Genomic DNA, 26,489 nt, shown 5'->3' on the forward strand with positions numbered 1-26,489 from the left:
AACAAACTAATTAAACTCAGATATCTCTGTTAATAACTCTTTTGACCAAGCAACGGCACGTAGTGTAGAAATACAACGAATAAGACCAAATGCAAAGTCATAACAGTTGTGCTGGCGACAATAGCAAGAGTGAACCACCTGATCCCTTCCCGAACTCAGAAGTGAAACCTCTTTGCGCTGATGGTAGTGTGGGGTTACCCATGTGAGAGTAAGTCATCGCCAGCTCATTAATCCTAAACCCCCTTAATCAACAGATTAAGGGGGTTTTTATATAGATAATTAGGGAGAAAAGAAACTTATCTTTTATTGCATTAGGGTATACAGAATAAATATATAATTGAGAATCATTACTAATAGCATTTGTATGATTGAATCGAGTCATAAAAACCAAGTTGAACAGTTATATCAAGAACATCATTCTTGGGTGTACACTTGGCTTTATAAAAAACTAGGAAATCAGGCTCAAGCAGCTGACCTTGCTCAAGATACATTTGTGCGTTTGTTAATGAAAGAAAAACGATTAGAATTGAATGAACCACGTGCATTTATTACAACAATTGCAAAAGGTTTAATGAAAAACTGGATTGAACGTAAACAAATTGAGCAAGCTTATTTAGAAGTTCTTTCACAACAGCCAGAATTATTTTGTCCCTCACTTGAAGAAACAGTCTTAATCATTGAAAGTTTACTTGAAGTATTTTGTTTATTAGATGGATTACCAATTATTGTTCGTCAAGTTTTCTTATCTATACAAGTTGATGGAATAAAATATGATGAAGTTGCGACTCAATTTAATTTATCATTAAGTACGGTTAAACGTTATACGAAACAAGCATATATGCAATGCTTATCTGCATATGTGAACTCCAATTTATGATAAAAATATCAAAAGAAATTTATAGCGAAGCTGTAGATTGGCTAATGAGAATGCAAGAAGCGGAATTGTCAGATACTGATCAATTACAATTTGAACAGTGGAAAAATCTTAGCTCTGAACATCATTATGTTTGGCAAAAAACATTAGAGATGTCGAAGTTAATTGAACAAATACCATCTGATATTACACAGCCTATTCTAAAAAACATGGATCAATATCAAGCAAAAGATAAGAAAAATTTGTATCTTGGGTCAACTTTTACATTTATATTCATATTCATTATATATTTTATGTATCCATATTCACCATGGTATGCAGATTATCAAACAGATGCAATAAAGCAGAAAACAATACAATTACCCGATGGCGGTATGTTAACGCTGAATAATTCGTCAGCAATTGATGTTAATTATTCAAATGATTTGCGTAAGATTGTTATTAAACGTGGTGATATTTGGATTAAAACTCATCATGATGTAATGAATAGACCTTTTATTGTCGAGTCATCTCATGGCACAGTGCAAGCACTGGGTACTGAATACTATATTAGTCAAAGAAATGAGAATACATTAACAGCAGTCGATGTTGGTGCAATTAAAGTTACACCGGAGCAGAGTGCACAAACTCTTATTTTAAATAAAAGTCAGCAAGTGATATTTAATTCACAACATATTTTCAATGCGATGCCTATACAGCCATCATCATTTGCTTGGAAATCTGGTTTTATTATGGCCGATAATATTACCCTTAAAGCACTCATGAATGATTTACAACCTTACAAGAAAGGTCTGGTTTATCTATCTGATGATGTTAAAAATATTAAAGTTTCTGGAAATTTCCCGACGCAGAATTTACAGCAAACGTATCAAATGATTTCAAATACCTATCATGTTAATGTTGATGAATTCTTAAACGGATACATTATCAAAATAAAAAAAAATAAGAAAAATTGACACTTTTTTAATTCTCAGCGGGCATGGTTAATAAGAAGATTAATTTCATTGGAATGATTATGGCACGTGTAGGAAAGGCAGAGTTTTACTCATCATTTTTGAGTCAATCTGTAAAAGAATTACTCTTATGCTCAATATTGGGTTTTACTTCTGGTAGTTTTGCCAATGGAGAAATTCAAAAAAATTATCAAGTTGAAAAGGGAACATTGGGACAAATCTTATCGCATTTCACATTTCAATCAGGTATTGCATTATCATTTGATCCTGCTATTACTCAAGGTAAAATGAGTTCGGGGTTAAATGGTCGTTATACTGCTGAACAAGGTATTCAAAGGCTGATTAAAAATACGGGTTTAAGACTTGTAAAACGTAATGACCAGAGCTGGCAGATTGTTGAAGAGCAGAAGAAAGTAGAAATCAATGAATTAATTATTTCAGATAATCGTGGTCAAGCAGAATTTACACAATTACCGACGGTTATAGTAAATGCTGAACCTAATTATAATACGTTTCATCAGAAAGCAAGTTTGTCTCATTTAGACTTAGATCAACAACATACGCCACAATCTATTTCAATCGTAGACCAAGAACAAATAAAATCACAAAACTTACAAACAGTTGCACAAGCTCTAAATTCAGTCCCAGGGATTACCACAGTCAATTATGGTGATGGGAGTTCATATTTTAAATCACGTGGTTATGACACAGATATTCAATATGATGGTTTACCTGCCAATGATAGTTTGCAATATATTAATCAATTCGATTTAGCCTATTATGACCGTGTAGAAGTGCAACGTGGCGCAGCAGGGATATTACAAGGTTTTGGTAATCCTGGAGGAACGGTTAATTTGGTTCGTAAAAAGCCAACTGAAGAATACCAGTTGAATGGTAGTGCTGGAATAGGAAGTTGGCAAAATGCGCGTACGACATTTGAGGTTAGTGGTCCTTTAGATACATCTAAACAGTTTACAGGGTTGTTTGGGACAGCATTACGAACTCAAAATAGTTTTCGAGATTATGAAAAAGACCAGCATGGTTTATTGTATGCAGCTTTAAGCGGTAATTTTACGGATCAAACAGTATTAACAGTAGGCGGTGCTTATCAGCATAACCGTGATAAGGGAATTGATTACGGAACGTCTTTATATAGTAATGGTATGCCTGTAAACGCACCAATATCAGCATCTTTTGGTTTACCTTGGAGTTATATTTCCGAAGATATTTCTGAAGTTTATGCTGTACTAGATCATCAAATAAATGAAAAATTAAAAACTCAAACATCGATAAAATATCGTGAAAATGATTACGATAGCCGTTATGGTTATATCATGCGTCGGGTGAACTTAAATAATACAGCAAATTATTGGTTACAAGCACAGAATGTAAATACTAAATGGTATTCTGCAGATTCGTATGTCGATGGTAAATTTAATTGGTTGGATCAAGAGCAACAATTTGTCTTGGGTATTAACTATGATCATTATAACAAATTGAATCAATGGGGAGGGAAAAGTGGAGGTGTTGTAGATATTTTTAATATACATATCCCTGAAACAAATATCCCATTTTTAAATAGTGAAGAGATAAAAACACAGCAATATGGTGCTTATGGACAATTTTTATTAAAACCTGTCCGTGATTTTTCAATTATTTTAGGTGGAAAACAAATTTGGTATAAATTAGATAATTCAAATTTAAAAGATCAAATTGGAAAACCAACGCTGCAAAAGTTCAATCCGTATGTGGCTTTTACTTATGATATTACGACCAATATGACCAGCTATATCAGCTATAACAGTATATTCTCACCATCATCAGATACAACCTATACTGGCGTGTTACTGAAACCACGTGAGGGCGAACAGTTTGAGGTGGGTGTAAAAACTCAATTGGTCGAAAACTTAAGTTTAAATATTGCTGCTTATCAGTTAAAAGATGAAAATCGCCCGAAAGCAGATCCGATAAATCCAAATTTTTCCGTTGCAATTGGCAAGGCAAGAACTCGTGGTGTTGATGTATTGTTAGAAGGTAATTTATCAGATAATTGGAAAGTGAATACGGGGTATACCTATCTTGATAGCAAAGTTTTAGATACCGATACTGTCAATAAAATTCAAGATGTAGAAGAGCCAAAGCACTCCTTTAAATTATGGACAACGTATGCTTTGCCATATTTTAACAGCCCTGGAACGTATATTGGTGCTGCATTTAGAGCGCAATCAAAAACTTCACGTGATGCTAGTAACCCATATTGGCAGAAAAACTACACTGTTACAGATGTATTATTGGGCTATCAAGTTGATCCTAATTTAAATTTAAGTATGAATATTAATAATATTTTTAATGAAAAATACTATACACGAGTGCCTTCAAATTTCTTTGGTTTATATGGTGAGCCGAGAAATGTTATGCTGACATTACGTTATAACTATAAATAATAGTATGTAAATTGAGCTTGATTTTACTAAAATTAATAAAGATCATCATTGCGATGAGCATGATAAAGAAGCCCTGATGTATTGTCAGAGCTTCTTTAATTAAATTTATAATATTTATATGATGATTTTTATTTTTTGATTATATTTTTAGTTGATAGGTTGTTGTGTTCTTATCACCTTGATTGTTACATCTTAAGCATAATAAGTTTGATTGGAGAAAAATAGGCGGATATAACGGCTCATCATGTAAGACAAAACTTACAAATGTAGAAAAAGTAAAAATAAAATATTAATAATTCAATATATTATTTTTTATATTTTGATGAGACGTTTATTCATCTGTAATTTTAAAAATAGAGGGGGTGAAATAAAATTATTTTAAAAAATAATAAGCTATAGATAAGGCTACGATAAACCTCGAATTACTATAATTTTCAACTTAAAATAGCGATATAATAAGCATATCAAGGGGATAAATATGCTTAAAGTAACAGAATCAGAAAATTATATTGAGTATGGAACATCCGCTTTTACTGCTGTACTTGTCTCATTATTTTTAGCAGGTTTTGCCATATTTTCCTGCTTATATTGTATACAACCCTTAATGCCAATTTTGGCAGATTTTTTTAAAGTTTCTGTAACTCAAAGTAGTTTCCCTTTATCCATTTCAACCATTGCACTTGCATTCGGTTTATTGATAACTGGCTTTATTTCTGATTATTTTGGTCGTAAGCCTGTGATGGTCATTGCATTATTTAGTGTTGCAATCTTGCTTTTAATCAGTGCTTTTCTACCTTTTTGGTCATTATTTTTAGTTGTCAGAGTTTTCATTGGCATTGCTGTTAGTGGTGTTGCAGCAGTTGCAATGACCTATATTGGTGAAGAAATTGCACAAAAAGATATTGGTTTAGCGATGGGCTTATATATATCTGGCACGGCAATTGGTGGCATGGGCGGTAGATTTATAGCAGGTGTATTGGTTGATTTTGTAAGTTGGCAAGCAGCCACAGCGGTAATCGGCTTAATTAACTTAATCATAGCCTTTATTTTTTATAAAAAACTCCCAGCCTCAAGGCATTTTCAAAGTTATCCTATTCGTTTTTCTCGCTTTATACGCTCATTTAAAGAAAATCTAAAAGATTCCAAATTAAAGCTTTTGTTTTTACAAGGTTTTATTTTAATGGGATGTTTTGTATCTGTTTTTAATTATATGAGCTTCCATTTATTAGATCAGCCATTTAATTTATCTCAAGTTTGGATAGGTTGTTTGTCTTTGGTGTATTTAGCAGGAATTTATAGTGCACCACGTGCCGCTGAATGGGGGAGAAAATGGGGGAGACACAGTGTTTTACCTTGGATGCTGGTCTTGATGATGTTTGGTGTTTTTTTGATGTATAGCCAAATGCTTTATATTGCATTTGCTGGATTGTTAATTTTTACTTTTGCTTTTTTTGCTGGTCATTCGACAGCAAGTAGTTGGGTGTCTGTACAAGCGCTACAGTATAAAGCAGTTGCTTCTTCTTTATATTTATTTAGTTATTATTTAGGTTCCAGCTTACTTGGAAGTGTGAGTGGCTTAGTTTGGGAATACTCGCAGTGGAATGGGCTACTTGCTTTTATGCTCGTTCTTTTATTCTTCGGGGTTTATATTGCTTGGCGACTTAAACAACTGACAAAAGCATCATCAGTTGTTTAGTACAAATCTAATGCGTATTGAGTTGTCGTCTCGCATGTTTGAGAGCTGTTCGCAATCCTTCTTCTAAGGTTGGATGATAGAAAGGTTTTTTAAGAAGCTCATCTAGGGTGAGTTTTGAATCGATTGTCCAAGCGAGTAAATGAGCTAAATGCTCAGCTTCAGTTACAAACAGCTCTGCACCAATCAGTAAACGCGTTTCCTTTTCAATATACAGCTCGATGGCTCCTTTATTTTCTGCCATGACAGTCGCTCGACCTTGTTTACTATAGTCAACATAACCACAAACGTAGTTAATGCCTTCTTCTTGTAATTGCTTTGCACTTTTACCAACAATGGCCATTTCTGGTTGACTAAAAACAATGCTGAATGGTGTTAAGGTCTTTAAGTTTTTAAGTTGTGGATAGTTTAAGCAGTTATAAACAGCTTCACGTCCTTCATGTGCAGCTTCGTGTTGAATTGGAGTAGTTGTATATGCATCACCGACAACAAAGATTGGGTACTCTCCTAATTGTTTGGTGGATGGATCTATATTTAAATGTGTTAAATTTTGATATTGCGAATCAATATGCTGTAAATCTAATGTGCTTAATAGACTACGACGACCTGTTGCATTCAAAACATACTCTACATGGATGGTTTTGCTTTCGCCATGTTCAGTAAAAGAAATCTCAATATCGTGTTCATTTTTCTGTATATGATCTGGCAAGACTTCGAAATGAATGTTGAGTTCTGAGCCTAATTCGTGTTGGGCTAAGGCTTGTAATGTTGTACTGGTTAAAGAACCCACTTTACGACTACGCGCAAAAATATCAACATTGACGCCTAAACGATGCATTGCTTGTGCTAATTCAAGTGCAATTACGCCACTGCCAATAACCGCTAAAGATTTGGGTAGACATTCGAGTTCAAAAATTTGATCCGAAGTCAGAAGATACGATTGTAATTCCGCTTTGAGTTTTGGTTCAAACGTTGGAGTTGAGCCAACTGCAAGAATAAAAGTTTTTGCTTGATAATGTTGATCATTGACTTGAATCGTTTGATGATCAATAAAGGACGCGCGACCAGAAATTTTATGATGTTCTGGCCAACGGTCTACATCTTTTTGTGTTGCTGAGGTAAATTGATCGCGTAATAAGCGAACTCTGTGCATAACAGCACTCGCATCAAGTTGTGCATCAATCGTTAAAGCTAATTCATGTGCATGTTGAATATTATGCATACGATTAGCACTCGCAATTAGTACTTTACTTGGCATACAACCTACACGAGCACAGGTGGTATCCCATGGACCATCATTCACAATCAAAAGGTTTTGAGTATATTTAATAGCCTCTTTATATGCAGCTATTCCCGCAGTACCCGCACCGATAATAATAATGTCGTACATAAAAAAACCTAATAAATGAGCATCGTTAATACATATCACATTTATAGGTTTTAATAAAAAAATTTAAAATAAAATGGAAATTTACCGTTTAATTGGTTAAATCGATGTTCCGACACTCACGCCCACAGTTGGGCGAACATTCATGGTACTGCATCCAACAATCGTGAGGGAACATAAAAGAATCATCAAAAATTTATTCATTGAGTAAGCCTTGTTTTTTTGCCTGTGCATATAAGGATGCTGAGCGAGCTCCGGTTTTACAAACCATTAAAATAGGTTTAGGTAGCTCATTATAATATTGAGCAAACTCTTTAATGTCTGTTTGATTAATATTGCCACTTTTTACAGGTTGATAAATCACGCCAATTCGTTTTTTTTCAGCAATGTCTCTCAACTGGGAAACAGATACAAGATTTCCAACTTCTTGATCTGGGCGGTTAACGATGACAGTTTTAAAACCCTGTGAAATTAATTGGGTAAATTTATCAGTAGTCATCTCGCCAGAAACACTCAGGGTTGGTGCCAAAGCTTGACTTAGATTATCTTGTGCAACCACGATAGGTGAAATATAAGCTAAACTAAAACAGAGCAAAATACGTTTTAGATAATGATTAATCATCTAAAAGATCCATTTGCTTTGCAAGTTGATAAAGATTGTTTGACCTGTTACCTGTACGACAAAACATTAGAATAGGTTTTGGTAATTCATTAAAATTATTTGCAAATTCTCGAATGTCCAACTCAGAAATTTGACCAGGAATGACGGGTTGATAGACATAATCTAAACCTGCATCACGTGCAGCAACTTCAAGTGCAGCTGACGTTGGTTGCGTTGGGCCACCTTCAAGATCTGGTCGATTGTTGATAATAGATTTAAAACCTTTTTCAACAACTTGACCAATATGCTCAGGACCAATTTGACCTGCAAAACCAACGTGATCACTCATTGCGGCACTCCATTCAAATAAAATATAAAGATAGCCTATGATAACATTAAGCTGTAAATTGATCTTAATGTTCGAATAAATTTATAAATAATTAAATTTACTTTAGTCATACATGATTGTGGAATGGAGCCAGCATGTTTGCATATATTGTTGAACCACTCTATGTGAAAAATGGGCAAGACGTCATTGCAGCAGATTTTTATCATCCTAAAAATATAGAACGTCCTCCTGTAATTTTAATGGCACCTGAATTTGCTTCGCTACGACATTTTAAGTTAGCGCAATTTGCAAAAAGATTTGCAAGAGCAGGTTATGCCGTCGTTTTATTTGATTATCGATATTGGGGTGGAAGTACAGGGCGACCAAGAGAGCTGATTTCATTAGATTTACAATTGGAAGATTGGCGTATGATGATTGCTCATCTTTCAGCGCGTAAATCTATTGATACAACGAAGATTATATTATGGGGAACAGGATTAAGTGGGGGGTATGTACTTCAATTAGCAGCCACATTAAATAATATTCATGCGGTTATTGCTCAAGTTCCATTTGTTGATGGTAATGAATATGCAAAGTCTTACCCGATTCAATATATGGCAAAAGCACTGAAACGATCGAGTCAGGATTACATGAGTGCTAAAATTGCCATACCATCGAAGAAACTGGCAGTCGTTGATCCAAATGGATTATGTATATTTCCAACACATGAGGCTTATGAAGGGTATTTGTCAATTCTCAATCCCGACTTTTATTGGAGTGGAGAAGTCCCAGCACGTGTATTTTTTAGCTTACTTAAATTTAGACCTATTTTGCAGGTTGAACACATAAAAATTCCATCCTTAATTATCGCAGCTCAACATGATCGCCAAATGCCTGTAGAGGTTGTGCGTGAAACAGTGACGAATCTTGCGCTTCATGTTGAATATCATGAATGGGAAATGAATCATTTTGATATTTATCATGGGAAAAACTTTGAAAAAGCCATTTCGACCCAATTAGACTTTTTATCTAAATTAATATGAGAATGTTAGATGATTATTGTTTGTCCTGCATGTAGTGCAAAAAATCGAGTGCCTGAGGAAAAACTTTCAGAGCATCCAAGTTGTGGCCAATGTCACGAAAACTTGATTCCATTAGCACCTATAACGTTAAATGAGAAAAATTTTAGTCAATTTATTTCATCCAGTGACTTACCCATTTTTATAGATTTATGGGCGGAATGGTGTGGACCATGCAAAATGATGGCACCTCATTTTGAGCAAGTGGCGAAGGATTATCCTCATGTGATTTTTGCGAAAATTAATACGGAAGAAAATCCACGGTTAAGTGCTGCATTTAATGTCCGTAGTATTCCAACTTTAGTTTTAATGAATAAAACCAATGAAATTGCTAGAATAAGCGGTGCGCTACGATCTAGTGAACTAAAACAATGGCTAGATCAGCATTTGAATGCTTCGTAATTACGCGAACTTGGAGTTAATGTGTCAGATTCTTATGTAAAACCTGAAGGAATATTGTCTCTTCAAACGATTGCAATGCCAGCAGATACGAACTGGAGTGGAGATGTCTTTGGTGGCTGGATTGTGTCACAAATGGATTTGGCTGGTGCAATTCATGCAGAACGTTTTTCTAAAGGGCGATGTGCCACGATTTCCATTAACCAAATGACATTCTTGGTGCCTGTTAAAGTCGGCGATGTTATTACTTGCTATACAAAAATTTTGAAAGTGGGGAATACTTCAATTCAAATGCAAATTGAGGTTTGGGATAGTCACGATAGCTCTCGTCCTGCAAAACGAGTAACGGAAGGCGTTTTTACTTTTGTTGCTGTTGATGTAAAAGGTGCTAAACGTCAGATTCCTGAAGAATCAAAACAGTTGTTTTTAGAAGCTCAAACAAAAAATTAAGAGATATCGATAAAAAATCCCAGAGTTAATCTGGGATTTTTTGACTATTTTTTTTGCAGTTGATTCTTTGCCACCCATGCCCATCGCATCTCACAGTGAATAGGTGATTCAGCACTCTCATCGGTGACTATAACCGATCACTATTTTGCATATATTGTTGTTGTTCGTGGGTCAGTGTGGCGATGGCTTGCATAGTGCCTTGGATTGGGCGCTTAAAATCAATATGTAAAGATTTAATCAGAACAATGACACGGTCAGGTACATTGAGTGCAGTAACAAAACCAGTTGCTGTTTCTGCAAGTAACGTCATGGCACATGCATGCATTTGTCCAATGTGATTTTGCATAGATTTATGATTGTCCATACGGACAATCACTTGTTGCGGTTGCATATCTATATATTGAATTTTAGCGGTTCCCACCATAGGGACAATCCGACCAAACGCTTTATTCCAAAGCTTTGTACGAATTGGCTTTGGAAGCTTAGATGTCATGTTGACAAGTTTAAGTAAGCGATTGGTTTTCATTGCACCTAAATCTCGTATAAAAAATTAATTTTTTAGCCTACAAATGTCAACGAACCCTAGTCTTTAAAGTTATTAAACTGTAAAGGAACACCAAACTGTTGTTCTTTTAAAAAACTCATGATTTGTTGCAAAGTATCGCGTTTCTTGTCTGTTACACGAATTTTATCTCCTTGAATAGAAGATTGCGCTTTAATGCCACTTTCTTTAATAGCTTTATTAATTTTTTTCGCAGTATCTGAGTCAAGCCCATCTTTTAATTTAACAATTTGTATGTAATTTTTACCTGAAGCAGTTGCTGTTTGTGGATCAAGTGCTTGAATATCGATCTTACGTTTATAGAAGTGGCTTTCGAGCATGCTATATACCTGATCGCATTGGAAATCACTTTCGGTTTTAATTTTAATTTCTTTTGCTTTTTCGTTAAGTTCAATAGAAACATCTTGACCACGGAAATCGAAACGTGTTGCAATTTCTTTTTGGGTGTTTTGAACAGCGTGATTAACTTCAAAAACTTCCAATTCTGAAACGATATCAAAAGATGGCATACATTAGACCTTTGCAAATATAAAGAATATCTGAGATGCTAGGGATGTTTTCTTCATTTGCCAAGTGCTGTTTACATCAAAGGAGTGCGTAATGATCCGTAAACAAGAAATTACATCATTTGAGTTCCCAGAAAATGCCGTAATCTGGGATGTCCGTGATACAAATGCGTATGCTGAAGTGCATGTAAAAGGTGCAGTTAATCAGCCTATTGCTAATTTATCAGTAGATAGTTTATCTCAGGTGTCTGCGGATCAGCCAATTTACATTTTATGTGGTGGTGGAAGTAAAGCACCTCGTGCTGCTGAATTGTTAGAAGGTTTTGATAGCAGTCGTGAGTATGTTGTTTTAATGGGAGGCACACGTGCCGCTCGTGACGCAGGCTTACCTTTAGTAGAATTAGGTAGCTAAATAAAAAAGCGCCATTTGGCGCTTTTTTAATGAAATCAGATTTTGCTAAAATTGTAACAAAAATTATCATTATCCTTTGAAATATGGTTTTTTAATCTTTACTTTCTTTTGAAATCGACGAATATTAATTTTTTTTAGTAAATTTGAAGAAATTGGGCAAGCTTCAGTAAGAATTAAAGCTGCTAAAATTTCGCTACACAACGGTGCAAATAAAAATCCTTTTGAACCTAAACCCGCCAGACTATAAATCTGCTCATCTTCATTTAAAGTACCAAGTAATGGAAAGTAATCTTGACTTTGAGCACGAATAGATGCTCGACCTTGCCAATTTTCAAGGGATATTAGCGATTTTGCATATTGTGGGAATACATTGTGGATAAGTTCATAGTTATGCACATGATCTTCAAGTAGCACTTCTTCATCTTCTCGGTTTGGATAAAAAGATGCACCAATAATCAATTGATCTGTATTGAGTTGCATACAGTATCCACCATAACTATAGGCTTGATCTAAGCGTAGTGATTGAGGTGTATGATTCAACCAGCTGACTTGTCCACGTATGGGTTTTAAAACAGGATAATTTTCAAAGAGAGAAGTGCTTTGCCTTGCAGCACAAACAATTGCATGATCATACACAGCCAATAAACGTTTTTCAGCAAATAGATTGACTCGATCTGTTTGGGTGATTTGCGTAATTTCTGCATGTTGGTATTGGATAAGGGGGTGTTGCAAAATTTGATCACATAATTGATGTGGATAAACTGCCCCAGCTTTAAGTAGTTTTAAACTTGAATATTCGGTTTCTAGCTGACTTTGGTCTTTTGTTTCAGCAGTTAATATATGGTTTGGGTATTGCTGAGCTAAATTTAGAGACTCATCTGTATTTTTAAGTACTAGTTGATTAATTTGCAGAGGGCGAAATGCCTTAAAATTTTGATAATAGCTTAATGCATACTGCCATGCTAAGGTCATTAGATGTTCAGCACTTTGATTAAGTGGGCATAGCTTTGGATTGAGTAATGCTAAAGGATTACCTGAGCCACCTGAAAGTGGTGCTAACTTATCGTAGATGACGACTTGATGACCCCGTTGTGCAAAAGCCCATGCACAACTTAAACCAGCAATACCCGCGCCAATAACTGCAATACGGCGTTGTTTATTTTGAGCCTTCAAGTTTACTGGACTTTTTTTTTGAGTGGATTCTATGTCCTGTAAATCATTTATGCTTTCCGCTGCAAGCCAGATTGCTTTTAACATTTCACGTTTATGACCAAAACCACGTGGTCTGGTAATTTGAATTCCTTGCTGTTTTAAGCCTCTTTTTAACACGCCTGCCACACTAAATGACGCAAACGTAGTACCAATATCTGAAAGTCTTAGAATATGCTTGAGAACATTTTCTTCCCACATATCTGGGTTGCATGAGGGTGCGAAGCCATCTAGAAACCAAGCATTTACTTGATGGGTTTTTTCCATATGAGGGAAAATATCATGCACATCACCCAGCCATAAGTCTAGAGAAAAATTGGCTTCAGGAAAGTTTAGGCGGTGACAACCTGCAATTGCTAAAGGATATTGCTTAATTAATTGTTCAGCAAAGGGCTGTAATTCTGGCCATGCTCGTAACGCACGAGTAAGATCAGCCTTATTGAGTGGAAATTTTTCCACAGAAATGGCATGTAAATGACTTTGATTATTGGGTCGAACTTGTTGCCAAAGCTGCCAAAGCGCCAAAATATTGAGTCCAGTGCCAAATCCAGTTTCACCCACACTGAAATATTCAAAATTTTGTAGATTTGCTAGGCGTTCTGCTAAGTCGTTACCATTTAAGAAAACATGTCTTGTTTCTAGTAAACCATTACCTTTGGAAAAATATACATCTCCAAATTGTTTAGACACTGGAATATCAATCCCATCGATCATTTGCCAATCAAGATCAGCAGTTTGAATTGCACCAGACAAATCTCAAAGCCTTTTATGAATATATTAAAATGAGTTTACCATTGACGACGACGTTTGCCATAAACGTAACTGGCAATCAGAAAGCCTAATAATACGCCTATTGCAATCGTAACTGCACCATATAAAAACATTTGCGCACTACGCTCACTTTGTAGGACTTGAACTTGCACCCCAAGATTATCATTTTTTAATTGTAATTCTTGATTTTGAGATAGTGCTTCTAAGTTTGCTTTTTCAAGTTGTTGTAGACGACTTTCTTGATCTTTCACCAATGCTTTGACTTTGGCTTCTTGTAGTATTTTATTTTTGGCCAGTTGCTCTGCTGTGAGTTTTTGGTCTGGTATATGCGCCGTATTTTGTGATGCTGAAGGAATCACGCCAGGTTTATTGGCAGGAATCGTATGCACCGTTGCTAATTGTTGCCCTGTTGCAGGAGGTGTTGTACTTTGGGGTTCAACAGCCCAAGCAGATGAACCTAAATATAATAAGCTGAATACACTAAAAACAACGATGCGCATGAACCTTATCCTTTAGGGAATGCTTTATTAAATGGTTTAACATCAATATGACTATAGACCCCTTCTTTTAAGAAAGGTTCTTCTTTTAACCAAGCATCGAGAGCTTCTCTTGATTCAAAATCGACGATAATGGTACTGCCGTAAAAACCCGCTTGTGGATTGCTTGGATCTTTAGGCATAGCACCAGCAACAATTAAACGACCTTCTTCATCTAATTGATTTAAGCGAGCAATATGTTGTGGGCGAATAGCAAGGCGCTTTTCAACAGTGCCTTCCTGATCTGTACAAGTAACGACAAATAATGGCATGTGAGTGCTCTCTATCTTGAATGAATGAACCAAATAATTACTCAGGATTTTTAAAGTATTTACGCAATACAATAAACTGGATAATAATAAAGGAAAACATCACAATCATGTCACCGAAAGCTGTAAATTCTCCCCAATATTTTCCATTCATATACAGAAAGGCGAAAAAAACATGCAAAGATGACATCAGTGCAAACATTGCAGCCCAAGCATAATTTAGTTTAAGCCAGCCTGTTCTTGTTAAATCAAAGATAGGACCAAATAAACGCTGAATTAGAGGCTTACGTTCTTTACCAAAGAAAGGTGATAAAATGAATGCAGCGGAAAAAACAAGGTTTAATAATGCAGCTTTGAGTTTGATATAAAAATCATCTGATAGCATTAAGGTAATACCACCAAATACAACCGTCATGAATAGTACAATCCACTGCTGCTTTTCTAAGCGGAACTTTTGCATGATAAACATTGCACCGTAGACCACCAGCATAGAAATAATTAAGCCAGTCGTTGCAACAAGAATATTATTATTATCTACGCCCCCAGTAGAACCAACCAATTGTAATAATGGGTGATGCGTATCTTGTGGATCTACCGTTTTATATAAATAAAAGAAAATAATTAGTGGCACAAAGTCTAAAAGTGCTTTCATGTTAAAGTATCTGAATCTGATTAAATAAATGACATATAGTATAAGTGATGGAAGGCATAGATTTACATACACATAGTAATATTTCTGATGGAACTTTATCGCCAGAACAACTCGTATATGCTGCGGTAGAAAGAAAAATTCATACCTTGGCACTAACCGACCATGACACCATGGATGGTTTGATTCTGGCAGAAAAAGCAGCAGAACAACAGCCAATTAATATAATTTCTGGAGTTGAAATATCCAGTCAATGGTCTAGACCATCAACCAAAAAAACGTATGGTGTTCATATTGTTGCATTAAATATGAAAAACTATGATCCTTTAAATGTCGTTTTAGCAGAACAAAAAAAAATTCGTGCTGAACGAGCAAAACAAATTTGTAATTTATTAATTCCTTTGATTCATGACGATATTTATCCAGATGTCATTTTAAAAGTTGATGGGGATGCTGATCGAATTACGCGAACACATATTGCAAAAACATTAGTTGAAAAAGGCTATGTATCTCGGGTGCAGCAAGCATTTGATAAATACATTAAAGAGGGTAAAAAAGCCTATGTGAAATTTGATGGCTTGGATTTAGAAAAAACCATTGAGGTTATTCATCAAAGTGGTGGTTACGCTATTTTAGCTCACCCAACGAAGTATGATTTATCTGCAACAAATATTCGTTATTTAATTGAAATCTTTGCTCAATATGGGGGAGATGCTATCGAACTTCCACCTGCAAGTGAGCCTGCATCTACGCGTCAAATGATTGATCGTATGGTTGCAGAACATCAATTAAAAGTTTCGGTAGGAAGTGATTATCATGGCGATCATATGCCATGGCTTCGATTGGGACAAATTCCACGTGTGAAAGAAGGTCAAGTTGGAATCTGGGAGCTTTTTAGATAAAACTGATTTAATCGCAGTAAAAGATTAAAGTAAATTATGATTTTGAGCTTGAATTGGAGGCGGGGTTTGTTTGCCTAGCGTTCCAAGTAGTTCTATTTCAATGGTACGAACCATTGCATCTAAAGGAAGATCATTACTTTGCGTTCCAAAAGGCTCTTCAATTTCAGAACTGAGCGCATCTAATCCTAAAAAGGTATAGGCCAAAATACCAACTAAAAGAGGTGTTGCTAAACCAAGCGTTGCACCTAAACTAAAAGGCAGCATAAAGCAGAAGAAATAAACAGTACGGTTTAGTAATACTGAATATGCAAATGGTAAAGGCGTTGTTGCAATTCGATCACATCCTGCTTGTACCAAACAGAAATCTGAAACATGATCATTGAGCTGCGTATAGATAATATCTGAAATTTCACCTTCTTTGAGTGCTTGCATCAGCTCCCATTGAATGAGGCTAAGTGTATATTGTGGTGCATTGACTTGTTGATAAAGTTGAATTAAGGCCTGAGGACTCATGCCACTAGTGGCAACGAGTTCGGTCGGATTAGCTGTTTGATGTCTCAGACGATCTCTAAGCACATTAGCAAATACGATGACATGTTGAATTACACGTTCACGTCGACCTTGGCTCAGTATACGGCAATCTCGATCAAAATGACGTGCATTGGCAATTAACATTCCCCAAAGTTTACGAGCCTCCCACCAACGGTCATAACATGCAGAATTCTTAAAACCAAGAAAGATCGAGAGCACAACACCAATTAAGGTGAAACCAACCAAAGGAAACTCTGGAAAGCTAAAATGTCCAGCATATGATAGTCCACCAACAACTGTAGAAAGTAGCGTTACAAAACCTAAAGGCGGAAGTACCTTTGGTAAAATAGTGCCACTCCAAGAAAACAATAATTTAAATACGCTGGTTTGTTCGCGGACGATCATTTGTTGGAATCTTCATATTTTTTTCAAATATTCGTACCTTGTCATAGTTTTGTCAATCTTAATATTCTATTTGGTTCATTTTTTCAATAATGAATGTTCTGCAAAGGAAAAATGTCCTTCTAAAGAAATAATACAATGATCTATTAATTGAATATCTACCATTTGACAGACATATTGAATTTGATGTGTCAGCTGAATATCCGTATTTGATGGAAATGGCATGCCTAATGGATGATTGTGAGCAACAATAATAGATGTGGCTTGTTGCATAATTGCATATCTCAGTAACGTGTTTATAGAGATCTCACAGGAGTTGATTGAACCGAAAAAAAGCTTTTTAAAATGAATTTTGCGTAAATGACTATCGAGACATAACACAGCAAAAACTTCTTGTGTTTCATTTAATAATTCAAATTTTAAATAGTTGATGAGTTGGGTTGAGTTATTCAGTTCTAGTTTATCTTGCATTAAATTCGTTGAAACATAGCGAAGTCCTAATTCCTTCACAGCCATAAGCTGAGCATATTTACTGGTACCTATACCATGAAACTGTGAAAATTCACGATAAGGGGCATCAAGCAATACACTCAGTTGACCAAAGTGTTGAATGAGTAAACGCGCAAGTTCTACGGCAGAATGTTGTTGTGAGCCAGAACGTAAAAAAATTGCTATTAATTCAGCATCTGATAAGTGCGATGCACCGAAGTGGAGTAATCTTTCTCTAGGGCGCTCATTTTCAGGCCAGTTTTTTATAGAAATAATCATATTTTTTATACTTTTTTTTGATGAGTAATGCTTAAATTCCTAGAACGAGTCTTGGGAAAGGTTTTATTTAATGATATTGTGAGCGCCACTGCAACAGAAAGGTAGCCTGTTTGTGAGTTTTGACTTAAGTGTAATTCCGAATAAAAATATAGTATTAGCGGTAACAGGGGGGATTGCAGCTTATAAAAGTGCAATTTTAGTGCGCCGTTTAAAAGATGCGGGCTTTAATGTTCGCGTGGTGATGACGAAAGGTGCGTTGGCATTTATAACGCCATTAACATTTCAGGCACTGTCTGGAAATCCAGTACATATTGAGTTATTGGATCCTGAAGCAGAAGCTGGAATGGGGCATATTGAACTGGCGCGCTGGGCGGATTTGCTCTTGGTCGCACCTGCAACATGCGACATCTTGGCGAAATTTGCTGCGGGTTTAGCCGATGATCTTTTATCGACACTATACTTAGCAACCAAAGCACCTGTTTGGGTTGTACCTGCGATGAATCAACAAATGTGGGCTGCTAAAGCAACACAGCGTAATTTAGCCACCTTAGTTGAAGATCAAGTTCATGTGATTATGCCAGATGCTGGTTCACAAGCTTGCGGTGATGTTGGTTTAGGTCGGATGCCTGAACCCGAATCAATTGCGTATCAAGTTACCGCATATTTTCATCAAGCACAGCGTGCCATTGCTGAAAAATTTGGTTTATTGGCTGGTAAAAATGTGGTCATTACAGCAGGTCCTACGCGTGAAGCCATTGATCCTGTGCGTTATATTTCAAATCATAGCACTGGAAAAATGGGGTTTGCTTTGGCAGCAGCATGTTATGCAGCTGGTGCAAAAGTGACATTAATTGCGGGACCTGTGAGTCTAGACACACCGAATGGTGTGCGTCGAATCAATGTGCAATCTGCATTGCAAATGCTTGATTGTAGTCTGGAAATGCTTAAAGAAGGCTGTGATGTCTTTATTGCAACTGCAGCAGTTGCTGATTATCGTGTTGCACAGGTTGCTGAGCATAAAATTAAGAAATCTGGTGATGAGCTAGATGTGGCATTGATTAAAAACCCAGATATTGTAGCAACGATTGCCCAGCAAACTAAACGACCTTTTATGGTTGGTTTTGCTGCTGAAACTCGAAATGTTGAAGAATATGCAACGGGTAAATTACTGGCTAAAAAGCTAGATATGATTGCATGTAATGATGTTTCACGAACTGATATTGGTTTTGCATCAGATCAAAACGCGATGACGGTATTTTTTGCAGAGCAATATCATATGGATAAGCAAAATTTAGAGAAGGCATCTAAGCAGATAATTGCTCAGCAACTGGTTGAAGCCATACATGAAGCTTTACATATACAATCTGACAATGATGAACAGTTTTAATTTTGAAAATGCTTAATATAAATTAAATGCAGCTTGGGCTGCATTTTTTATTTATTGACATAACAGTCGGGCTTTAGCCCCACCAATAACGAATGATATGGAAAAATATTGGTGCAGAAAAACAAATAGAATCAATACGATCCAACATGCCACCATGACCTTGAATGAGATTCCCCCAATCCTTCACACCACGATCACGCTTAATGGCAGACATCACTAAGCCACCAAAAAAACCAAAAATACAAACAATAAAACCAATTAACGTAGCTTGCCAATAATTAAAAGGTGTTAGCCATGACATGGCAACACCTAAGGCAGTGGCAAGAAATATGCCGCCAAATAAACCTTCAATAGTCTTAGATGGTGATAAAATGGGTGCAACTTTATGTTTACCAAATAATTTTCCACACATATATTGTAAAACATCAGAAATCTGCACCACCATAATGAGCCAAATTGCTAACCAAATTTTTTCACCATCAAAACCACTTACTTTTAAATTGAGTAGTGCGGGAACATGAGAAATACAGAATACACTCACCATTAAGCCCCACTGAATTTTGGAACTACGCTCTAAAAAATGTGTTGTATCTTCTGCTTTTAGGCTTGCGATTGGCACAAGTAAAAAGACGTAGAGTGGAATGAAAATTGAATAAAGACCATACCAGTCTGTATAAATTAAGTAGTACTGATAAGGAATGACGAAATAGAAGGCAATGAGTAATGGAAAATAATCCCCGCGCCGTGTGGGTAATAAACTAATAAACTCACGTAATGCAAAAAAAGAAATAAGCGCAAATAACACAATAAATGCGATTTTACCCAACGTAATTGCTACTGCTAATACAATTAGCATGACCCACCAAGCATTGATACGGGCAACTAAATTATCGATAACAGGTGCAGGTTCCTCACCAGCACGTCGTTTTAAAATAAAACTAATACTAGAGGAAAGGATGAGAATACCAGTAAAGATACCAAATAAAATATAGGTTGCTGGAAGCTGAGCCATATTATTGTACCTCGTGGTTTTTTAATTCTAAGAGTTGGTGGCGTGCATAAGCTAGAAATTCAGTTTTAGATAAATTTAAATTATGAGGTAAAGGGGCACCAAAAATAACAGTGGATAAAAGTGGTAGAGGTAAAAATGCACCTTTAGGCATAACGCGCTTTAAATTTGAAATCCATACTGGGACAATTTCAACCTGTGGAAATTGTTCGGCTAAGAAAAATAAACCACTTTTAAAATCTAATAGCTCTGTGTCATCACTTAAATTACGTGTGCCTTCAGGGAAAAAGATAATAGAATCCCCCTGTGATAATGCATCTGCAATACAATATAAAGGATCTGTGGATTTATCGCCATTTCGCTGAATGGTAATTCCTGAAAATGTATCTTGAATTAAAAATCGACGAAACCCAGCTTTTAACCAATAATCAGAAGCAGCAACAGGACGTGTTTTTTCTCGTAGTTCTTTAGGTAGTGAAGACCAGAGTAAAATAAAATCAATATGACTATTATGGTTTGCATAATAAATTCGTTGAATGGGTTTAGGCTCACAGCCCAGCCATAAACTACGTGCACCAGTGAGTAAGCGTGCACTGCGACGAATAATAAAAGAAATAAGACGTGCAAGAGGGTGGCTGATAAATGGAAGCATACTTTGTTGTGATGATATATTCATAATTTTAATAGCACTTTAAAAGTGATGTATCACTTTGATTATTTTGTAATAATACTTCAATTATTGTATAGTGCAACAGATTAAGCTAAAGTAAATGTGAATAGTACAACAAATTCAGAAAATGATTAAAAAAATTAATAATACTCAAAGGTATAATTATTTGTCAGCCACACTTGCGTTTTTACTGTGGGGTACATGGTCTTTTTATATCAATTTTCATCAAGGTAGTTTGCAAGAGGGTATCGTATCTGGGTTAGCACAAGGTATTAGTAGTTTCATTATTACACTATTTATGACGTACTTAATTGAAAAGCAATTCAATTTTTATCATCATAAAGTCTTAAAATTACTTCTTCCTCCTTTATGCACTGTTTTATTGACTGGAAGTTGCTTGCTCATTGTTCACCATATTGTGCAAACTCCCAATATTTTAAAAACAGTTACTCCAGCTTTAACTGTTGCTTTATGCTTTGCTTTTTTTACTAATTTTAAGTTATATCAGCAACTTAAAGGGTAAATATTCTTTAGGGTTTTCATTTAATTAAAAATAAGAGAGGCAATATGGCAGATGAATCGATTGAGAATAGACGACCGCTCAAAGTACGTGAGGTTGGCTTAGTAACACAGTTGGCTCGTTGGTTAAGTCAAAAATCTATTACGCCCAATCATATTTCTCTTTTAAGCATTGTTTTTGCTTTATTGGCAGCAGTTGGTTTAATCGTTACTTTATATAGTACAGGTGCATCAAGGTTTTTTGCCTATATGTGTACTGCATTATTTATTCAAGGGCGTTTACTTTGTAATTTATTTGATGGCTTAGTGGCAATTGAAGGTGGAAAATCTACAGCATCTGGTGAGTTATTTAATGATATTCCAGACCGAATATCGGATCCATTGATTATTATTGCAGCTGGTTATTCTATTGTAAGTATTGGTTTTGGGGATGTATTGGGTTGGTTGGGTGCATTACTTGCGGTTTTAACAGCTTATATTCGAACTTTAGCTGTTTCAATTGGTGCGCCAGCAAATTTTACAGGTCCTATGGCAAAACAACATCGGATGGCTTTATTAACAGTTGCCTGTATTGCAACTGCAATTGAACAGACATGGTTCAATCATGATTATATTATGATTATAGCCTTAATTATTTTGAATATTGGAGCTGCGATCACGATTATTCGTCGAACAATTTTGGCTTATCAATTTTTAGAAAAGCATCAGTAAACTTAGTGGATATTCGCTTGAAAAGATGGAAGAGATTGATTATTAATTTTATAAATCAATCTCTTATTGTTTAAATTAATTTACTTGATGCTGTTGGATATAATCTTCGGTACGTTGCATTGCCGCTTGAATATTGGCAATGGCATTTTCAACATCTGCAAATGTTTTAGCATTACCGCCACTTAAGGCTTGTCGCCATTTACGTGCGCCAGGAAGATTTTGAAATAATCCTAAAATATGCCGTGTAATCACGGAGAGAGGGGCACCCTCTTCCATCCGCCTTGCAATATAAGGCAACATTTGCTGCATGATCTCAAAGCGATTTGGCATATCTAGGTTCCATAATTGTCCAAGTTCTGCCAATAAATAAGGGTGATGATAAGCTTCACGACCAATCATGACACCATCTACATGTTCAAGATGTTTTAGCGTTTCAGCAACTGTTTTGACCCCACCATTTAGTTCAATGAGCAAATGTGGACGATCTTGTTTTAAACGATATACATCTTCATAGCGTAAGGGTGGAACTTCACGGTTTTCTTTAGGAGATAATCCTTGTAGTAATGCAATACGTGCGTGGACAATAAAATTTTTGCATCCCGTTTTTGCGACAGTATCAACAAAATGTAGCATTTCTTCATAGGACTGCATGTCATCAATACCAATACGGTGTTTAACGGTGACAGGAATATCGACAGCGTGCTGCATTTCTGCAATACATTCAGAGACTAAATCTGGCTCGGCCATTAAACATGCTCCAATTTTATTATTTTGAACACGATCGCTTGGGCAGCCTACATTGAGATTAATTTCATTATATCCCCAATCTTGTGCCATTTTAGAACAGGTTGCTAAATCTTGAGGGTTTGAACCACCTAGTTGTAAAACAATAGGATGTTCTTCTTGATTAAAATTTAAATGTCGTTTTGCATCACCAAAGAGTATCGCGCCAGTGGTGACCATTTCTGTATATAAAATAATATGAGGATTAAATAATCTAGCAAAAAATCGGTAATCTTTTGTGGTCCAATCCATCATAGGTGCAACGGAGATACGTGGAAGCTTTGATATATCTACATTTTGTTTTAAATCAGTCATTTAAACACCTACGTTGGTCCATATTCCTCATAACTTTTATGATGCTTTTACTATATAAATGATTATCATAAAATCAATCACCTATTATTCTAAATTGAATGATGACGGTCATTTGACTTTAATCGACGTGTAGCATTTAGAAAAAGAGGATATGACATCACTTGATATAGGAACTTTTAATATAAAAGTTTAAGTAAAAGGAGTATGTAAAGAAAGAAGACGAATTAGAAAAGAATCCTGAATTAATGTCAACTGTCAAAATGACATGAGGATGATAGAAGCTTTGTATACATAATAGTTCGCTATTTTTGAGTATGACTCAAGGATGAACAAATCTAAAAAAGTAAATAAAAATCTAATGTACAGAATGTTTAGAATAGACATTAGACTTTTATAACATTTAAATTTTAAAATGTTCGTGAGAAAGGTATCACTTATTTTGTATGTGTTAACGGAATATTTAAGTTGAGTTTATGAGCATATAATCGATCAATAATGGCAAATAGAGCTGCCAAGCAAACAAAGGTTAAACCTGCGATACAACTCATTTTCCATCCTCCGTGATGCCAAGCATAGATACCGACTGCTGAGCCAGTTGCACCACCGATGAAATATAGAGTCATATAAATAGAATTAATACGTGATTTTGCATCATCTCTTAGTCTAAAAATAATGTTTTGGTTACTGGTATGCACCATCGCTAAACCTAAGTTAATCGTACCAAAGCCAACGATATAACTCGCGATAGAAAATTGTCCGTAATATAAGAAAATCCAACTTAATGCTAAAATACTAATTCCAGACCAAGTAATAGCTTGTGTATGACCTTTATCTGCAAACTTACCAACTGTTTTTGTAGACAGTGCACCAAATACGCCAATCAGGGTGATAATTCCAACCATGAAGTCAGGTAGGCCAAATGATGAGCCTAATAAAACAGCAATTGTTGAGAATAAAATACTCATTGCGGCAAATGCACAGCCACCAATCAGTGAACGTAAAACCAGTCTTTTTTCCTCTTTGAATAAAGCAGCCATTGATTTAAAAATATGAAGATAGCTGATTTTTGAAATAGGAATATATGGTAGACGACGTTGCAAAATAATGGCAATGATAAGCATTAAAATTGCACTGAAAAAATAAATAAATTTCCAGTGAATTAGGTTTGAAAATAGTCCTGCTAAGCTTGTTGAAACTAGAATCCCAACCAATAATCCGCTCATCAGTAAACCAATAACTTCACCTAATTTTTGAGGTGCGACAGCCATGGTTGCAAAAGGGATTAAAACCTGTGCGGCAACAGAAAATAATCCGATCATGATTGTTCCGACCCATAACATGGGTAAATTAACGGAAAATGCACATATAAATAAGCCGATAGAAGCGAGCACCATCAAGAGAGGAATAAACTTCGTTTTATTAACAATATCGCCAATCGGAACAATTAAAAGCAAACCCAGCGCATAAGAAACTTGTGCAAATGTTACCGTAAGTGCAACTTGTGACTCTGGGATTAAAAATGATTGATGGATTGAATTAATTAATGGCTGGCTATAGTAATTCGCACCAGCGCATAAACCACAAGCAATAGCCATTAACCAAAGTAAGGATTTATTCTCACTAATGTCATGTTTGAGATGCATAATTTCTATTTAACCTTAACAATATGCTGTAACTTCAATCTCAATGAGCATATTGGGGAGTGCTAATCGAGGAACTGGAATTAAGGTGCAAGCTGGAAAAGGTGTATTATTCCACATTTTTTCGATTTGTTTGATAAGTATTTTGTGTTTTTGATCATCATGATCAACAATGAGTACTCTTAATACTGCAATATTAGAGATATTTACATCAGCAGCAGTTAATGCATTTTTAATATTTTCTAGAGTTTGAATTACTTGCTGCTCAAAGTCTAGTGACAAAACACCATCAATATTTTCTCCACCTTGACCTGCAATATGAATCACACGATTAAAATTTTCAACAATTGAAATATGGCTATATGCATTAGGTGTTGGATCATAAAGCTTTGTTGGGTTGATAAATTGTAAATTGGTTGTATTTTTATGATCTTTTTCAAGTGACATGGTTTGTATCCGATTAGATGAAGTATTAGATTATTATTAAACCTTAAGTTAACTTTAGGTCAAGTGCTAATTATAGAATATATATTGAGTAAGCAATTAGTTTGTGATTCATATTTATCACTGAGCACTTATTTATTCTGTACGTTAGTATTATGAATAATATGAGCTGAATATATCAATGATCAGTTTTGAAAATCACCATGATGATTGAATTCATCAGATACGGTGCATAGATTTTTAATCATGCTAATTTTTTCTTTGCAAACGTAATAATCAATACACCAGTGATATTTAAAAAACAGCCAAACCATTGAATCATATTTAAATATTCACCAAGGAATAGGGTGGCAAGAATGAGAGTTAAAACTGGACCTACAGATGCAATCATTGCAGCTTGAGATGCACCTAAACGAGCAATACTTTGAGCCATTAATATTGTGGGTAAAACAGTCACTAAAAAGCCAAGTGCAATTCCATACCAAATCGTCTCTGTCGGAAGTTGTGATAAAAGTTTTAATGGTTGAGGTGTTTCAATAAAAAAATGAAGTAATGTTCCAATACATGCAACGCTTAACGCTAATCCTGTAAAATTCCATGAACCAAACTTTTGAATTAATCGGGGAGTCAGTAAAAGATATATGGCAAAGCTCACTGCGCTCGCAAATACAAGGCTTGTACCTAACCAAAAATCTCCTTCATGAGGGACTGTACTTTGCTCTTGGAGCATGACAATTACTGTTCCACCATAGCTTAAGGCAATCGCAAAAATACTTTTAATCCCAAGTCTTTGTCTAAAGATAAAACTTGAAGCAATCACAGTGAGGGTGGGATAAAGAAATAAGATAATTCGCTCTAATGATGCACTAATATACATCAGACCAACAAAATCGAGCCAACTTGAAAAATAATATCCAATTAAACCTGCCAGCAGTAATAATGCCCAATCAGTAAGCGCAATATTTTTATTATGGTGTCTATTTAGCCAGCAAAGAACTAAGAAAAATGGCAAAGCACTTGCCATTCTCAATGCCATTAAAACGGTGCCATCAACAAGTGGAGACTGGGCATATGCTTGCTTAATGAGAATAGATTTTGTACTAAATAAAAATGCAGCAAGTACTGCAAAAAGAGAACCTGTTTGGGTTTTAGTCAGAGAAAACTTCATATAGGCAACTTTTATGCTTGAGGCAATGCTTTAAGGAATAATCAACGATGAGCTGCATGATTTATCCAGATAATTATAAACCCGAAATCATTAGATATTAAAATATAAATAAGTCATA

The 26,489-nt window shown here is 35.6% G+C and carries 28 protein-coding genes, 1 rRNA gene and 1 pseudogene; 13 read left to right on the plus strand and 17 right to left on the minus strand.

Features of this window, described 5'->3' with window-relative positions:
- Nucleotides 1–110 precede the first annotated feature (110 nt).
- The 5 genes from rrf to B9T31_RS13805 all read left to right on the plus strand — a co-directional run bounded on the left by rrf (nucleotide 111) and on the right by B9T31_RS13805 (nucleotide 5,967).
- A 5S ribosomal RNA gene (gene rrf, locus B9T31_RS13785) occupies nucleotides 111–225 on the plus strand.
- 139 nt (nucleotides 226–364) lie between these two features.
- Nucleotides 365–877 (plus strand): sigma-70 family RNA polymerase sigma factor, encoded by a 513-nt coding sequence (locus B9T31_RS13790; protein ID WP_086182523.1) that lies wholly within the window; start codon nucleotides 365–367, stop codon nucleotides 875–877.
- Nucleotides 874–1,830: a FecR family protein gene (locus tag B9T31_RS13795; RefSeq protein ID WP_171264764.1), complete on the plus strand. Its 957-nt coding sequence runs from the start codon at nucleotides 874–876 to the stop codon at nucleotides 1,828–1,830. The genes B9T31_RS13790 and B9T31_RS13795 overlap by 4 nt, the downstream gene beginning before the upstream one ends.
- A gap of 59 nt (nucleotides 1,831–1,889) precedes the next feature.
- Nucleotides 1,890–4,271 carry a TonB-dependent siderophore receptor gene (locus B9T31_RS13800; protein ID WP_171264765.1) on the plus strand — a complete coding sequence of 794 codons (2,382 nt, stop codon included), beginning with the start codon at nucleotides 1,890–1,892 and terminating at the stop codon, nucleotides 4,269–4,271.
- A gap of 478 nt (nucleotides 4,272–4,749) precedes the next feature.
- The gene (locus B9T31_RS13805) at nucleotides 4,750–5,967 is read left to right on the plus strand and encodes an MFS transporter (RefSeq protein ID WP_086182526.1); all 1,218 of its coding nucleotides are present in this window, start codon (nucleotides 4,750–4,752) and stop codon (nucleotides 5,965–5,967) included.
- A 7-nt stretch (nucleotides 5,968–5,974) separates the two neighbouring features.
- Here the strand turns inward: B9T31_RS13805 and B9T31_RS13810 are convergent, their stop codons facing one another.
- The 3 genes from B9T31_RS13810 to B9T31_RS13820 all read right to left on the minus strand — a co-directional run bounded on the left by B9T31_RS13810 (nucleotide 5,975) and on the right by B9T31_RS13820 (nucleotide 8,301).
- Nucleotides 5,975–7,354 carry a dihydrolipoyl dehydrogenase gene (locus B9T31_RS13810; RefSeq protein WP_086182527.1) on the minus strand — a complete coding sequence of 460 codons (1,380 nt, stop codon included), beginning with the start codon at nucleotides 7,352–7,354 and terminating at the stop codon, nucleotides 5,975–5,977.
- A gap of 193 nt (nucleotides 7,355–7,547) precedes the next feature.
- Entirely contained in the window at nucleotides 7,548–7,973 is a 426-nt protein-coding gene (locus tag B9T31_RS13815) for a beta-lactamase hydrolase domain-containing protein (RefSeq protein WP_086182528.1), read from the minus strand.
- Complete coding sequence (locus B9T31_RS13820) at nucleotides 7,966–8,301, minus strand: beta-lactamase hydrolase domain-containing protein (protein WP_086182529.1); 336 nt, start codon at nucleotides 8,299–8,301, stop codon at nucleotides 7,966–7,968. The genes B9T31_RS13815 and B9T31_RS13820 overlap by 8 nt, the downstream gene beginning before the upstream one ends.
- A gap of 134 nt (nucleotides 8,302–8,435) precedes the next feature.
- Here B9T31_RS13820 and B9T31_RS13825 point away from each other — a divergent pair, with 134 nt between their 5' ends.
- The 3 genes from B9T31_RS13825 to B9T31_RS13835 are packed head-to-tail and all read left to right on the plus strand — an operon-like array spanning nucleotide 8,436 to nucleotide 10,208.
- Nucleotides 8,436–9,323 carry an alpha/beta hydrolase gene (locus B9T31_RS13825; protein WP_086182530.1) on the plus strand — a complete coding sequence of 296 codons (888 nt, stop codon included), beginning with the start codon at nucleotides 8,436–8,438 and terminating at the stop codon, nucleotides 9,321–9,323.
- 9 nt (nucleotides 9,324–9,332) lie between these two features.
- Nucleotides 9,333–9,761, plus strand: coding sequence for a thioredoxin TrxC (gene trxC / locus B9T31_RS13830; protein ID WP_086182531.1), 429 nt, complete (start codon nucleotides 9,333–9,335; stop codon nucleotides 9,759–9,761).
- A 21-nt stretch (nucleotides 9,762–9,782) separates the two neighbouring features.
- The gene (locus B9T31_RS13835) at nucleotides 9,783–10,208 is read left to right on the plus strand and encodes an acyl-CoA thioesterase (RefSeq protein WP_086182532.1); all 426 of its coding nucleotides are present in this window, start codon (nucleotides 9,783–9,785) and stop codon (nucleotides 10,206–10,208) included.
- Between the two features lie 44 nt (nucleotides 10,209–10,252).
- Here the strand turns inward: B9T31_RS13835 and B9T31_RS13840 are convergent.
- Nucleotides 10,253–10,734, minus strand: a pseudogene (locus B9T31_RS13840) (DUF4442 domain-containing protein).
- A gap of 56 nt (nucleotides 10,735–10,790) precedes the next feature.
- Nucleotides 10,791–11,279: a YajQ family cyclic di-GMP-binding protein gene (locus B9T31_RS13845; RefSeq protein ID WP_086182533.1), complete on the minus strand. Its 489-nt coding sequence runs from the start codon at nucleotides 11,277–11,279 to the stop codon at nucleotides 10,791–10,793.
- Nucleotides 11,280–11,370: 91 nt separating this feature from the next.
- On the opposite strand from B9T31_RS13845, the gene B9T31_RS13850 reads away from it, so the two are divergent.
- The gene (locus B9T31_RS13850; protein ID WP_086182534.1) at nucleotides 11,371–11,688 is read left to right on the plus strand and encodes a rhodanese-like domain-containing protein; all 318 of its coding nucleotides are present in this window, start codon (nucleotides 11,371–11,373) and stop codon (nucleotides 11,686–11,688) included.
- A gap of 69 nt (nucleotides 11,689–11,757) precedes the next feature.
- On the opposite strand, the gene mnmC is transcribed toward B9T31_RS13850, so the two are convergent.
- The 4 genes from mnmC to B9T31_RS13870 all read right to left on the minus strand — a co-directional run bounded on the left by mnmC (nucleotide 11,758) and on the right by B9T31_RS13870 (nucleotide 15,125).
- Nucleotides 11,758–13,611, minus strand: coding sequence for an FAD-dependent 5-carboxymethylaminomethyl-2-thiouridine(34) oxidoreductase MnmC (gene mnmC / locus B9T31_RS13855; RefSeq protein WP_416202543.1), 1,854 nt, complete (start codon nucleotides 13,609–13,611; stop codon nucleotides 11,758–11,760).
- A gap of 74 nt (nucleotides 13,612–13,685) precedes the next feature.
- A complete protein-coding gene (locus B9T31_RS13860; RefSeq protein ID WP_086182536.1) occupies nucleotides 13,686–14,168 on the minus strand; it encodes a hypothetical protein in 483 nt (160 codons plus the stop codon).
- Between the two features lie 5 nt (nucleotides 14,169–14,173).
- Nucleotides 14,174–14,476, minus strand: a complete 303-nt coding sequence (locus B9T31_RS13865) for a YciI family protein (RefSeq protein ID WP_086182537.1) — start codon at nucleotides 14,474–14,476, stop codon at nucleotides 14,174–14,176.
- 37 nt (nucleotides 14,477–14,513) lie between these two features.
- Nucleotides 14,514–15,125, minus strand: coding sequence for a septation protein IspZ (locus tag B9T31_RS13870; RefSeq protein WP_086182538.1), 612 nt, complete (start codon nucleotides 15,123–15,125; stop codon nucleotides 14,514–14,516).
- 47 nt (nucleotides 15,126–15,172) lie between these two features.
- Here B9T31_RS13870 and B9T31_RS13875 point away from each other — a divergent pair, with 47 nt between their 5' ends.
- Complete coding sequence (locus B9T31_RS13875) at nucleotides 15,173–16,024, plus strand: PHP domain-containing protein (protein ID WP_086182539.1); 852 nt, start codon at nucleotides 15,173–15,175, stop codon at nucleotides 16,022–16,024.
- Nucleotides 16,025–16,048: 24 nt separating this feature from the next.
- Here B9T31_RS13875 and B9T31_RS13880 read toward each other — a convergent pair whose 3' ends face one another.
- Nucleotides 16,049–16,960, minus strand: a complete 912-nt coding sequence (locus B9T31_RS13880; RefSeq protein ID WP_086182540.1) for a bestrophin family protein — start codon at nucleotides 16,958–16,960, stop codon at nucleotides 16,049–16,051.
- Between the two features lie 75 nt (nucleotides 16,961–17,035).
- Nucleotides 17,036–17,725 carry a RadC family protein gene (gene radC, locus B9T31_RS13885; protein ID WP_086182541.1) on the minus strand — a complete coding sequence of 230 codons (690 nt, stop codon included), beginning with the start codon at nucleotides 17,723–17,725 and terminating at the stop codon, nucleotides 17,036–17,038.
- A gap of 112 nt (nucleotides 17,726–17,837) precedes the next feature.
- Here radC and coaBC point away from each other — a divergent pair, with 112 nt between their 5' ends.
- Nucleotides 17,838–19,112, plus strand: coding sequence for a bifunctional phosphopantothenoylcysteine decarboxylase/phosphopantothenate--cysteine ligase CoaBC (coaBC, locus tag B9T31_RS13890; RefSeq protein WP_086182542.1), 1,275 nt, complete (start codon nucleotides 17,838–17,840; stop codon nucleotides 19,110–19,112).
- A gap of 73 nt (nucleotides 19,113–19,185) precedes the next feature.
- Here coaBC and B9T31_RS13895 read toward each other — a convergent pair whose 3' ends face one another.
- Both B9T31_RS13895 and B9T31_RS13900 read right to left on the minus strand, forming a co-directional pair.
- Nucleotides 19,186–20,124 (minus strand): phosphatidate cytidylyltransferase, encoded by a 939-nt coding sequence (locus B9T31_RS13895; RefSeq protein WP_086182543.1) that lies wholly within the window; start codon nucleotides 20,122–20,124, stop codon nucleotides 19,186–19,188.
- Between the two features lies 1 nt (nucleotide 20,125).
- Nucleotides 20,126–20,797: a lysophospholipid acyltransferase family protein gene (locus tag B9T31_RS13900; protein WP_086182544.1), complete on the minus strand. Its 672-nt coding sequence runs from the start codon at nucleotides 20,795–20,797 to the stop codon at nucleotides 20,126–20,128.
- 160 nt (nucleotides 20,798–20,957) lie between these two features.
- Here B9T31_RS13900 and B9T31_RS13905 point away from each other — a divergent pair, with 160 nt between their 5' ends.
- Both B9T31_RS13905 and B9T31_RS13910 read left to right on the plus strand, forming a co-directional pair.
- Complete coding sequence (locus tag B9T31_RS13905) at nucleotides 20,958–21,314, plus strand: hypothetical protein (protein ID WP_228146050.1); 357 nt, start codon at nucleotides 20,958–20,960, stop codon at nucleotides 21,312–21,314.
- Nucleotides 21,315–21,358: 44 nt separating this feature from the next.
- Complete coding sequence (locus B9T31_RS13910; RefSeq protein ID WP_086182546.1) at nucleotides 21,359–22,021, plus strand: CDP-alcohol phosphatidyltransferase family protein; 663 nt, start codon at nucleotides 21,359–21,361, stop codon at nucleotides 22,019–22,021.
- 75 nt (nucleotides 22,022–22,096) lie between these two features.
- Here the strand turns inward: B9T31_RS13910 and dusA are convergent, their stop codons facing one another.
- The 4 genes from dusA to B9T31_RS13930 form a co-directional block, all read right to left on the minus strand.
- The gene (gene dusA / locus B9T31_RS13915; RefSeq protein WP_086182547.1) at nucleotides 22,097–23,119 is read right to left on the minus strand and encodes a tRNA dihydrouridine(20/20a) synthase DusA; all 1,023 of its coding nucleotides are present in this window, start codon (nucleotides 23,117–23,119) and stop codon (nucleotides 22,097–22,099) included.
- A gap of 434 nt (nucleotides 23,120–23,553) precedes the next feature.
- Nucleotides 23,554–24,762, minus strand: a complete 1,209-nt coding sequence (locus B9T31_RS13920; RefSeq protein ID WP_086182548.1) for an MFS transporter — start codon at nucleotides 24,760–24,762, stop codon at nucleotides 23,554–23,556.
- A 15-nt stretch (nucleotides 24,763–24,777) separates the two neighbouring features.
- A complete protein-coding gene (locus B9T31_RS13925; protein WP_086182549.1) occupies nucleotides 24,778–25,206 on the minus strand; it encodes a RidA family protein in 429 nt (142 codons plus the stop codon).
- Nucleotides 25,207–25,447: 241 nt separating this feature from the next.
- Complete coding sequence (locus B9T31_RS13930; protein ID WP_086182550.1) at nucleotides 25,448–26,371, minus strand: DMT family transporter; 924 nt, start codon at nucleotides 26,369–26,371, stop codon at nucleotides 25,448–25,450.
- Nucleotides 26,372–26,489 lie beyond the last annotated feature (118 nt).

Source organism: Acinetobacter sp. ANC 4558, from assembly GCF_002135375.1.
Lineage (GTDB): Bacteria > Pseudomonadota > Gammaproteobacteria > Pseudomonadales > Moraxellaceae > Acinetobacter.